At 45.1% G+C, this 11,371-nt stretch carries 8 protein-coding genes; 2 read left to right on the top strand and 6 right to left on the bottom strand.

Translation table 11 applies throughout. The features are described from left to right. Positions 1 to 311 precede the first annotated feature (311 nt). The 4 genes from fusA to ACS8E3_RS11380 form a co-directional block, all read right to left on the bottom strand. On the bottom strand, positions 312 to 2,435 hold the full coding sequence (fusA, locus tag ACS8E3_RS11395; protein WP_439244274.1) for an elongation factor G: 2,124 nt from the start codon (positions 2,433 to 2,435) through the stop codon (positions 312 to 314). A gap of 351 nt (positions 2,436 to 2,786) precedes the next feature. Continuing rightward, positions 2,787 to 3,260 (bottom strand): 30S ribosomal protein S7, encoded by a 474-nt coding sequence (gene rpsG, locus ACS8E3_RS11390; protein ID WP_025646354.1) that lies wholly within the window; start codon positions 3,258 to 3,260, stop codon positions 2,787 to 2,789. A 193-nt stretch (positions 3,261 to 3,453) separates the two neighbouring features. After that, complete coding sequence (gene rpsL, locus ACS8E3_RS11385) at positions 3,454 to 3,828, bottom strand: 30S ribosomal protein S12 (RefSeq protein WP_025646352.1); 375 nt, start codon at positions 3,826 to 3,828, stop codon at positions 3,454 to 3,456. A gap of 354 nt (positions 3,829 to 4,182) precedes the next feature. Further along, entirely contained in the window at positions 4,183 to 5,337 is a 1,155-nt protein-coding gene (locus ACS8E3_RS11380) for an EcsC family protein (RefSeq protein ID WP_439244272.1), read from the bottom strand. A 495-nt stretch (positions 5,338 to 5,832) separates the two neighbouring features. Here ACS8E3_RS11380 and ACS8E3_RS11375 point away from each other — a divergent pair, with 495 nt between their 5' ends. After that, positions 5,833 to 7,068 (top strand): beta-ketoacyl-ACP synthase II, encoded by a 1,236-nt coding sequence (locus ACS8E3_RS11375; RefSeq protein ID WP_439244270.1) that lies wholly within the window; start codon positions 5,833 to 5,835, stop codon positions 7,066 to 7,068. Positions 7,069 to 7,071: 3 nt separating this feature from the next. Further along, the gene (locus ACS8E3_RS11370; RefSeq protein ID WP_439244269.1) at positions 7,072 to 8,715 is read left to right on the top strand and encodes an anthranilate synthase component I family protein; all 1,644 of its coding nucleotides are present in this window, start codon (positions 7,072 to 7,074) and stop codon (positions 8,713 to 8,715) included. A gap of 37 nt (positions 8,716 to 8,752) precedes the next feature. On the opposite strand, the gene hisC is transcribed toward ACS8E3_RS11370, so the two are convergent. Beyond that, the gene (gene hisC / locus ACS8E3_RS11365; protein ID WP_439244268.1) at positions 8,753 to 9,865 is read right to left on the bottom strand and encodes a histidinol-phosphate transaminase; all 1,113 of its coding nucleotides are present in this window, start codon (positions 9,863 to 9,865) and stop codon (positions 8,753 to 8,755) included. A gap of 195 nt (positions 9,866 to 10,060) precedes the next feature. Further along, positions 10,061 to 11,356 carry a histidinol dehydrogenase gene (gene hisD / locus ACS8E3_RS11360; protein ID WP_439244267.1) on the bottom strand — a complete coding sequence of 432 codons (1,296 nt, stop codon included), beginning with the start codon at positions 11,354 to 11,356 and terminating at the stop codon, positions 10,061 to 10,063. Between the last annotated feature and the right edge of the window lie 15 nt (positions 11,357 to 11,371).

Here is an 11,371-nt window from a genome sequence, read left to right as displayed (position 1 = left end):
GTCCAATGGTGCCGACGTTGACGTGGGGCTTGTTGCGTTCAAACTTGGCCTTTGCCATGAGTGTATCCTTTTTATTGGGGTCAGCTTCTAGGTCTATCGTTATAAATGACTAATATAAAAATGACTAAGATAATGCCAACCACATTGAAATAAATGTTTAGAGGTGCACTTAGTGTGCAGATATTATAAGAAAATAATCACCAATAACAAGTCTTTTAACCAATTATTGGTGTATTTCTAATAACCGTATATTAATAGCAGTATAGAGGTCTTTCATGTAAAGGCGCTCTACACTGCCATAAGTCAGCTAATTACTCATCATCTTTAGAGTTGAACTTAGAGATGATTTCAGCAGCAACAGACTTAGGAATTTCAGCATACTTTTGGAATTCCATTGAATAAGTCGCACGGCCTTGTGACATTGAGCGCATTTGCGTGGCATAACCAAACATCTCAGCTAATGGCACTTCGGCACGAATCTGCTTAGTACCACCAGGCAGATCTTCCATGCCTTGAACCATACCACGGCGACGGTTTAAATCGCCCATGATGTCGCCCATGTAGTCTTCTGGCGTCTCAACTTCAACTTTCATTACAGGCTCTAGTAGCGCAGGGTTTGCCGCCATAAAGCCTTTTTTGAAAGCCATAGAACCTGCCATTTTGAATGACAATTCATCAGAGTCAACGTCATGGTATGAACCATCGTATAACGTTGCTTTTACACCAACCACTGGGTAGCCAGCAAGGACGCCGTTTTGCATACGTTCTTGGATACCTTTGTCGACCGCACCGTGATACTCTTTTGGTACCACACCACCAACAACTTCTTCAGCGAATTCGTACTCAACATCACCTGCTGGATCAAGTGGCTCAAGACGTAACCAAACGTGACCGAATTTACCACGACCACCAGTCTGACGAACGAACTTGCCTTCTTGTTCGACAGTTTCACGAATCGTTTCGCGGTAAGCAACTTGCGGTGCACCAATGTTAGCTTCAACATTGAATTCACGCTTCATACGGTCAACCAAGATTTCTAAGTGAAGCTCACCCATACCACTGATGATAGTCTGGCCAGACTCTTCGTCAGTATGTACACGGAACGACGGATCTTCTTTTGCCAAGCGGCCTAGAGCGATTGACATTTTTTCTTGGTCGGCTTTAGTTTTTGGCTCAACAGCAAGGCTGATAACTGGATCTGGGAATTCCATACGCTCAAGCGTAATAACGTTTTGCTCATCACATAACGTGTCACCAGTACCAACGTCTTTCATACCGACTAGAGCGGCGATGTCGCCAGAGCGGATCTCTTGTAGCTCTTCTTGCGAGTTAGCATGCATCTCAACGATACGGCCGATACGCTCACGCTTCATCTTAACCGGGTTATAAACAGTGCTACCTTGCTGTACAACGCCTGAGTAAACTCGAACGAAGGTTAAGTTACCAACGAACTTGTCATTCATGATCTTAAACGCTAGTGCGGCAAACGGCTGATCATCAGACGCTTCGCGGAAGCCTTCAGACTCTTCTTTGTCATCAAGAATACCGCGGATTGCTGGTACATCATGCGGCGCAGGCATATAACGAATAACTGCATCTAGCATTTTCTGGACGCCTTTGTTTTTAAAGGCAGTACCACAAAGCATTGGGATGATTTCGTTAGCGATAGTACGCTCACGAATAGCGTCATGAATCTCATCTTCAGACAGCTCGCCGTCTTCTAGGTATTTATTCATAAGTTCTTCAGAAGCTTCAGCGGCAGTCTCAACCAACATCTCGCGATATTCTTCTGCTTTAGCTTGCAGCTCGCTTGGGATCTCACGCTCTTCAAACGTCATACCCTGAGTTTCAGTATCCCAGTATATTGCTTTCATTGTCACTAAATCGATGACACCTTCAAAATCTTCTTCTTTACCAATTGGAATAACAACGGGTACTGGGTTACCACCCAGACGAGTCTTGACCTGCTCAACAGCACGATAAAAGTCAGCACCAACGCGATCCATCTTATTAACAAAGGCTAGACGTGGTACTTTGTACTTGTTCGCCTGACGCCAGACAGTCTCAGACTGTGGCTGTACGCCACCAACGGCACAATAAACCATACAAGCCCCATCAAGGACACGCATAGAACGCTCAACTTCAATGGTGAAGTCAACGTGACCTGGGGTATCGATAATGTTGATGCGATGTTCATCAAACTGTTGATCCATACCTTTCCAGAAACAAGTCGTTGCAGCCGAGGTAATCGTGATGCCACGCTCCTGCTCTTGTTCCATCCAGTCCATAGTTGCGCCACCATCATGAACTTCACCGAGTTGGTGGTTTTTACCAGTATAGAATAAAATACGCTCAGTCGTGGTAGTCTTACCAGCGTCAATATGCGCTGAGATACCAATATTACGATAGCGCTTTAAGGGAGTTTTACGAGCCATAGTATTTTCCTAGGGAAATTCGTGTATGAATTAAGGTGTTGTGTCTCTACCCCATACTCTGTAACAAAGCCGTCAACTTTATAGTATGACTTACTGATTATTGGACCTGATACGGACAAACAAGAGCAAATACTAAGAATATAGTGGTATAAATTTTGGGATACTCTTTAGTAAGAACCAGCTAGGAGTAGACCTATAAAGATGCCTATATAAAGAAATATCTTGATAGATGTCCGCCACCCGGACGCTTTAGCAGTATAAAGCTAAGTATAATAAGCTTAGCGGTATGCCACTAAATAACCGTTAACGATGGCGACAATCAATAGAATAAAACAATTATAAGAATATCGCTTAGAAGCGGTAGTGTGAGAACGCTTTGTTGGCATCAGCCATACGGTGAACTTCATCACGCTTCTTCATAGCATTGCCTTTACCTTCTGAGGCATCGCTTAGCTCACCGGCAAGGCGTAAAGCCATAGATTTTTCAGAACGCTTAGCAGCGGCTTCCGCTAACCAACGCATAGCCAAGGCAGTACGACGGGAGGGGCGTACTTCCATTGGTACTTGGTAGGTTGCACCACCAACACGGCGAGCTTTTACTTCGACCATTGGGCGAACGTTTTCTAGCACTTCTTCGAAGAAAGATACTGGATCTTCGATGTTACGCTTTTCGCTTACCGTCTCAAGAGCACCATATACGATACGCTCAGCAGTAGATTTTTTACCATCGTTCATCACGTGGTTGATGAATTTGGCGATAGTTTGGCTACCAAACTTAGGATCCGGTAGGATCTCACGGGTAGCTACGACGCGACGTCTTGGCATAATAAATTTCCTTGTCTTCAGGAGAGTCTGACATTCATAATCTCAAGCTGCATCTATAAGAGTAGAGCTATCCATTATCAGTCAGCCTTACTGCATAGTGGTATGTTTAATAGCAAAATCACTGAGTGAGTTTTGTCTAGTAACACCAAACCTATGCACAGTTAAATGGGTAATGCAAAAAGCTCAGCTTATATTAAGCTTTTGGCTTTTTGGCACCGTACTTAGAACGACCTTGCTTACGGTCTTTTACGCCTGCGCAGTCAAGTGCACCGCGAACGGTGTGATAACGTACACCTGGTAGATCTTTTACACGACCACCACGGATAAGCACAACGCTGTGCTCTTGTAGGTTATGACCTTCGCCGCCGATATAGCTTGATACTTCATAACCTGAAGTTAAGCGAACACGGCATACTTTACGCATAGCTGAGTTAGGTTTTTTTGGTGTAGTCGTATAAACACGAGTACATACACCGCGGCGCTGTGGGCACGCTTGCAACGCAGGAACTTTTGACTTTTCCTTGATGGTTTTGCGACCCTTACGAATCAATTGGTTAGTTGTTGCCATAAGGCATCCTTCTCCCGTTTGGTATAAAACAAAAAAATGGGCCAATCTGCCGAGCAATCCACAATAATCGCGAATATTGGCAGTACCCATTTTTAGGACAGTATATTATAAAGAGTTGTTGCTGCTATTTCAACTACTTATCAGCGATTTCACTTTACAACTATTCTTGAATGTGCAATAAGTCTTTAACTTGTAATAAGCTAAATTAACTTGTCCATACTAAATGACGATACTGAGCTATTTTTCAAGAGCGGTAACGATATTATCAACCATATCCTGCCTTTAGCCCTTTTATTCATCAGTATCGCCTTTTGGCTTAGTGTCTGTTTTAGCACCTACATTAATCCGCTAAAGCTACTTATTGGCTTGAGCTTGTTGCTTATCTTGCTTAGCTTCATCGCTCTTAGCATTTTTATCAGCTTTTTTATCATCTGCACCGCTCTTATCGTTAGTTTGCTTGTTATCGTCTGACGTCTTAGCAGATTTGTTTTTACTTTGCTTATCTTGGTCAGTGCTATCTTCTTTATCGCTCTCAGAGGTTTCAACTTTAGCTTCACTGCTACTGTCATCGGTGATGGCTTTATTGGCAAGCTTAGGCTCAGGCCCAAAAGTCGCTTGTGCTACGCCAATGACTTCGTCAATTAAGCTACTGTTATAACGCATACCAACGATGACAGCAGTCGCTGGTAAGAAGCGGCGCAACCAAGATAAGTTAATTTGATCCAAATCGATACCAACTTGTCCGGCAATATTATCGACTTGTTCGGCATAGTAGTTGACGTTTTGATTTTTTAGACCTAAGTTTTTGAGCTCGCTATGCAGACCACGCTGTTGCGCATTATCGAGTAACCCTTTACCTACCCCGATACCTGCAAGCAAGGCTTGTTTTTCTTGCATCTTACTCAGATCAGCGCTTGAGAGTAGCTCATAAGCCATCTTCACGCCTTGCTTGCCAGTCAAGGGTTTATCATAGACAGCGGCTAGCTGATAAACGGTACGTAGTGATACTAATAGTAACCACAAAGTATCGGCTAGTAAGCCTGGCAAACCAGCAAGGCCGGTGATACCGCCTAATGTCGCTAGAGCGCGGTTTTGGTTAGCAATATCAGTTGCTAGCGCATAGCGCTGCTCATCATCTAAGTTTGATATATCGGCAAAACGATGCTCATTTGGCAGGTCTAAGCGGCTCCAACTAGAAGCAAGGTTAGCAACTTGCGCAAACGCACTATCGATAGTCGATTGAAAAAGGCTATTGGGAACTATCTTTTTGGCATACTTGCCATAAGTGGCAAAGCGCGTGCCGATCAGTTGCTGAGTGGCCTTTAACGTCTGCTCGCGAAACAAGTCTTGCTGATAATCTTCATCACCTAGATTGACCGCTTTATATTGACGCGGTTTGCCTGCCTTGGCGTTAGCGCTATCAATAAAAGCGCCCATACGCTCAAGATTATCACGAGTAAAGTGACCGATAGTGCTGATACCTTTAGAGAGGGTGTTACGCTTTGCCATAGTTATATCCTTAAATTGACAGGGTTAGCAGAATGTTATTGTTAGCGCCTATTGCTTTATATTTTAGGTGTTCTGCATTTTAAGCTGTTTGTATCTTAACCTTTAAAAAAACTTCTATTTAAAGGGTTGCGGGTTTTACTAAGTTTGCATTTGTTAGAGTAGCTAATTCTCATAACGTCTGTCAGTGTGAACAATGTTATTGAGAACATAAAGTTTGTATCTTCTACTGGCTTCTAATTTCCTTATAAAGATAAATACTGCTCGCAATGGCTTTATGCACTTTAAAGTCTAACGATTCGCTATAAATCAATCATACTTGCCAGTCAGTAAAATATATTGCATAGCTTGTGCATCATTATAGTCGGAACTAAGGTATCATTGTATGACTTTATCTGAGGTTCAGATTGGGCTAGATTGCGAATAATCTAGCTAACGAACAGCCGTTCATAACCTATCTGAAAATCGTAAAAACATCATTATTACAAGGAATAGAATATGCGCCGAGTGGTTATTACAGGAGCTGGGATCGTCTCTTGCATCGGTCATGATTTGGCTAGTGTGACCCAGTCTCTTAGAGAAGGACAATCTGGTATCACCTTTAATGAGTCCTATGCCGAGCATGGATTTAAGTCGCAAGTGAGCGGCAGTATCGATAAAACAGCATTGGATACCTCCAAAATCGATCGTAAGCTCAAACGCTTTTTTAGCGATGCTAGCCTTTATGCTTATGTCAGCGCTTTAGACGCTATTGAGCAATCAGGCTTGGCTCTTGAGACTATTAATAATAATCCACGCGTGGCATTAGTTGCCAGCTCAGGCGGCGCTTCGACTGAGAGTATAGTCAATGCGGTAGATGCGATGCGCGAAAAAGGTCTACGCGGTGTTGGGGCAATGGCAGTGCCCAAAACCATGGGCAGCTCAGTATCAGCGGCACTAGCGACTGGCCTCAAGATTCAAGGCGTCTCCTACTCTTTGACGTCCGCTTGCGCTACCTCAACGCATTGTATCGGTCATGCCGCTGAGCTCATCCAATTGGGTAAAGCGGATGTAGTACTCGCTGGCGGTAGCGAAGCGGAGCACTGGACACAGTCTTGTATGTTTGATGCGATGGGCGCGGTCAGTACGCAGTATAACGACACGCCAAAGCTGGCCTCGAGAGCTTATGATAAAGACCGCGACGGCTTTGTGATAGCCGCTGGCGGCGCGATGCTAGTAGTCGAAAGCCTTGAACATGCCCAGGCGCGCGGCGCTACTATTTTAGCCGAGATCGTCGGTTATGGTGCTAGCTCCGATGGTGCTCAGATGGTCGCACCAAGTGGTGAGGGCGCAGTACGCTGCATGCAACAGGCGCTAAACGATGCAGGCCTAGAGAGCGTCGACTATATCAACACTCATGGCACGAGTACGCCTCTAGGTGATATCACTGAACTGCAAGCCATCGCCAAAGTATTCGATGACGATATCAGTAAAGTCCCGCCGATAAGCTCCACTAAGTCCATGACCGGTCATAGCTTAGGCGCGGTCGGCGCGCAAGAGCTGATCTACTGCTTGCTTATGCTACAAGAAGGCTTTATTGCACCAAGCATCAATGTCGACACTCTAGATGAAGACGCCACTGGTTTCGATATTGTCACGCAAAAGCGCGAAACCGAACTCAAGACATTGATGAGTAATAGCTTCGGTTTTGGTGGTACCAATGCGACCTTGATTATCAAAGAATTTACCGCTTAATTTATGAGTACTCAACACCCTACTACTAATGAGACGCCAGCTATGCCAAATCGTAGCTGGCGTTTTGGCGACTTATGTGCCGCGGAGTTATTGCCTGTACTGCAGCAGCAGCTACTCACTAGAAACAGCGCGGCAAACTGGCAACTGGTTTGGCTCGATAACGACGGTCAGCCGGTTATCGGTCTGCTGCCTAAAGTCAGCTGGCAGCTTTACTCTATACCAGATTCGCCAGAGTCTTATAAGCTGATTCAAAGGTTTCGCAACGATTCTAGGGCGACAACTGCAGAAAATATCACTTATGAGGCTTGGCAGCAGCAGCTTATTGCTTATTGCCAAGGTTACCAAAAGCTAGAAAAAGCAGCGCAAACTACGCTAAGCTCGCCTCACTATCATCACGGCCTTATTGGTTTTATCGGCTATGACATCGCCGCGCAGTATTTAAGCCCAGCGGTCACTAGAACCAGCGCTGAGTCGCCGCTTGCAGCGCTCGGTCATTATGATATCTATCTAAGCGCAAATGAGAATACTGAAGCTGAGGGAATAATCTGGTCACTGAGCTACAAATCGACTGATAACTCAGGCAACGCGATAGAGGATAATGACTTAGATCAGCTTGTCTCCTATCTCGACGCTTTAGAATATAATTTGGTTCAAGATCGTAAAGATGACACCTTATCTGACCCTAAAGCGGTAAGTCAGCTTACTCCGCTTCTCGCACCCTTAAAGCTGCAACCCCAGTGGCAAAAAAGTGACTATCAACAAGCTTTTGCTCAAACTCAGCGCTACCTACAGCAAGGCGACTGCTACCAAATCAACCTTACCCAGGCTTGGCAGGGTAAATTAACGGCTTTAACTAATCCTAAAGATAAGACGTCAGTCACCCTAAATTTGATAGACTATCTACCCAGCTTACAGCGTAATACGCAAGCGCCTTTCGCCGGTTATATGAGCATAAACGCTGCAAATAGCTCTGCGCTAAAAAATGCAGATTTTGAATTATTAAGCTGCTCGCCAGAGTTGTTTTTTACTTTTAGCAAAGACTCTAATAGCGACAAGCACACCATCACGACTAAACCTATAAAGGGTACGATGCCGCGTGGTGTTACTATGGAGGAAGATGCAACCTTTGAGCAGCAGCTAATCAACAGCGATAAAGATCGCTCTGAAAATGTGATGATTGTCGATTTATTACGCAACGATTTAGGAAAATACGCTAAGACAGGGTCGGTAAAAGTACCGCAGTTATTTACTATTGAGAGCTTTAGTAATGTCCATCACCTGGTCAGTACTATTACTGCTGAGTTAAAGGCAGACACTCATCCCTTGGCTGTATTATTTGGTAGCTTGCCAGCAGGTTCTATTACTGGCACACCAAAAAAACGTGCGGTCGAGATTATCTCAGAGCTTGAGATAGCGCCGCGTGGCGCTTATTGTGGTACCTTGGGCTATATGAATTTTGATGGTAGTGGTCAATGGAACGTGCTAATTCGTACCTTGCAAGCTACCAGTTCGAAAGATGGTCATAAACAAGTCAGTCTGTGGGCAGGCGGCGGAATTACTGTCGCCTCAGAGGTTGATGCCGAGTATCAAGAATGCTTAGATAAAGTAGGCAATCTGCTTACAATATTGGCGCAAGCAGATTGCTAATAAAGACTTATCTTAATAACCAAAAAAAGTGCCTTAATTAAGCTGTTAGCTCTTTTAGCGCAGTAATGAGACGCTGATGCTGCTCAGCGGTTCCTACCGTAATACGCAGATATTCCTGAATACGCGGCTGATCAAAGTGTCTAACGATGATGCCTCGCTCACGTAATGCGCCTGCTATACCACTAGCATCACCGTCATGAGGACGCGCAAAAACAAAATTAGCTTGCGATGGCAACACCTCAAAACCTAAAGCTGCCAATTCGGTAGTCAAAGAATGACGCAAATCAATCACTTGCTGACAAGTCTGCTCAAAATATTCAGTATCCAAAACACTAGCGGTCGCGCCGGCTTGCGCAAGCTTATCTAACGGATAGCTGTTGAAGCTGTTTTTCATGCGCGTCAACGCTTCAATCAACGAGGCATTACCAAACGCCATCCCTACTCTGAGACCTGCAAGCGAGCGCGATTTAGAAAAGGTTTGGGTGACTAATAAATTATCTAGCTCGTCAATCAAACTCACCGCTGAAACGGGCGCTGCAGAATCGGCCGCACCAACTTGCGCAAAATCAATATAAGCTTCATCTATGACAATAGTGGCATTGGGATGTTCGCTGGCTAGCTTACGGATATCTGTGAGCGAGAGTAATAGACCCGTTGGCGCATTGGGGTTGGCAATGATGATACCACTACAAGGCTGACGATAAGCATCTGGGTCGATACTGAAATCAGCTTCTAGAGCGATCTTTACCAGCTCAACCCCAAAAGTCTGGGCATATACCGGATAAAAGCTGTAGCTGATATCGGGCGCTAGTAATGGACGCTCTTTCATAAAGAAGCTGGCAAATATTAAGGCGAGTACTTCATCTGAACCATTGCCTACGAAAACTTGGTTGATATCGAGGTCATACGCTCTAGCTAAGGCGGCACGTAAGTCGTCAGATTCAGGCGCAGGATATAAGCGTAGCTCCTCAGCTTGCTGTGTAAGCACAGCACTGATCGCTTCAGTGACTCTTGGTGAGGGCGGAAATGGGTTTTCGTTGGTATTAAGCTTACATAAGTTATCGTGTTGCGGCTGCTCACCAGGGATGTAAGGTGATAAATTACGCGCTTTAGTGGACCACAGCCTAGTATCTACTTTTATTTCACTCATAAATTATCCTACTATTATTCTACTCTGACAGCCATATTAATAGTACCGTAATACGCTGTTAGAAATCCCCAATTAAGAAACAAGTTAAAAATGATCAGCCCCGCATCATGATGACTGTTTATGAGTCATCGAGGGTTTATTATATCTATTAGTACGTCTATATTTTTATGCTGTCATTCAGTTATTTATAAAGTCTTACTGGTAACGATAACGAGCAGAACGCGCGTGCGCCTCTAAATCTTCACGCTGCGCTAAGATATCAGCGGTCTGGGCTAAAGGCTTACTGCCCCCTTCACTACAATAGATGATAGAAGATTTTTTTTGAAAATCATAAACCCCTAACGGCGATGAGAATCTGGCCGTGCCTGAGGTAGGTAGGACATGGTTAGGTCCAGCGCAGTAATCGCCGATAGCCTCTGGAGTATGACGACCCATAAATATCGCCCCAGCATGACGAACGTCATCAAGCAGGCTCTCTGGATCATCAACAGACAGCTCTAAATGCTCAGGCGCAATACGATTAATCAGTGCCATACCGTCCTTTCTATCTTTAACCAGTATCAAAGCGCCACGGTTTTGCAGAGAGTCGCGCGCGATATCCGCTTTAGGTAGCTCGCTCAAAGCCTTGTCAATCTCCGCAGCGACCTCGGCTAATTGCTCACTACTTGTAGTGACAAAAATAGCTTGTGCGATACGGTCATGCTCGGCTTGTGATAACAAGTCCATCGCTAGCCAGTCTGCTCGATCATCGGCTTCGCCTTCAGCATAAACCAATACTTCAGAGGGCCCGGCGATCATATCGATGCCCACTTGACCAAAAACGGCACGCTTAGCGGCAGCGACGTATTTGTTACCTGGGCCTGTGATCTTATCTACTTGCGGAATCGTTTCGGTGCCATAGGCTAAAGCAGCTACCGCCTGCGCTCCTCCTACGGTAAAGACTCGGTCAACTTCTGCCAAATGCGCGGCAGCCAATACCAAGGGGTTGAGCACGCCATTAGGCGCAGGTACCACCATGATGACTTCACTCACGCCAGCGACTTTTGCGGGGATAGCGTTCATCAGTACTGAGGAAGGATAAGAGGCTAAGCCGCCGGGCACATAGATGCCGACGCGATCAAGCGGCGTGACTTTTTGACCCAAACGATTACCCAACTCATCTTCATAGTGCCAGCTTTCTTGTACTTGACGCTCATGAAAATCCTTGACTCGCGTGGCAGCGGTGTTCAGCGCTTCTTTTACCTCAGTATCAAGCGTGGTAAAAGCTTTCACTAAAGATTCTTGTGAGATCTCTAGCTCGGCCATTGTTGTGGCAGGATGCTGATCAAATTTTTGTGTTAACGCCAACACCTCTATATCACCATGAGCACGCACCTGCGCGATAATATCATCAACAGTCTTTAATAAACCCCCATCGTTAACGGTCTCAAAAGCAAGCAAAGTAGATAGTTGCTGCTCAAAGTCACTATCTTGAGTAGTCAATTGGCGCATAACTGGATCCTATGG

Source organism: Psychrobacter sp. 2Y5 (assembly GCF_051847375.1).
Lineage (GTDB): Bacteria > Pseudomonadota > Gammaproteobacteria > Pseudomonadales > Moraxellaceae > Psychrobacter.
Note: the sequence above shows the minus strand (reverse complement) of the source record. Positions and strands in the feature narration are given on the sequence as shown.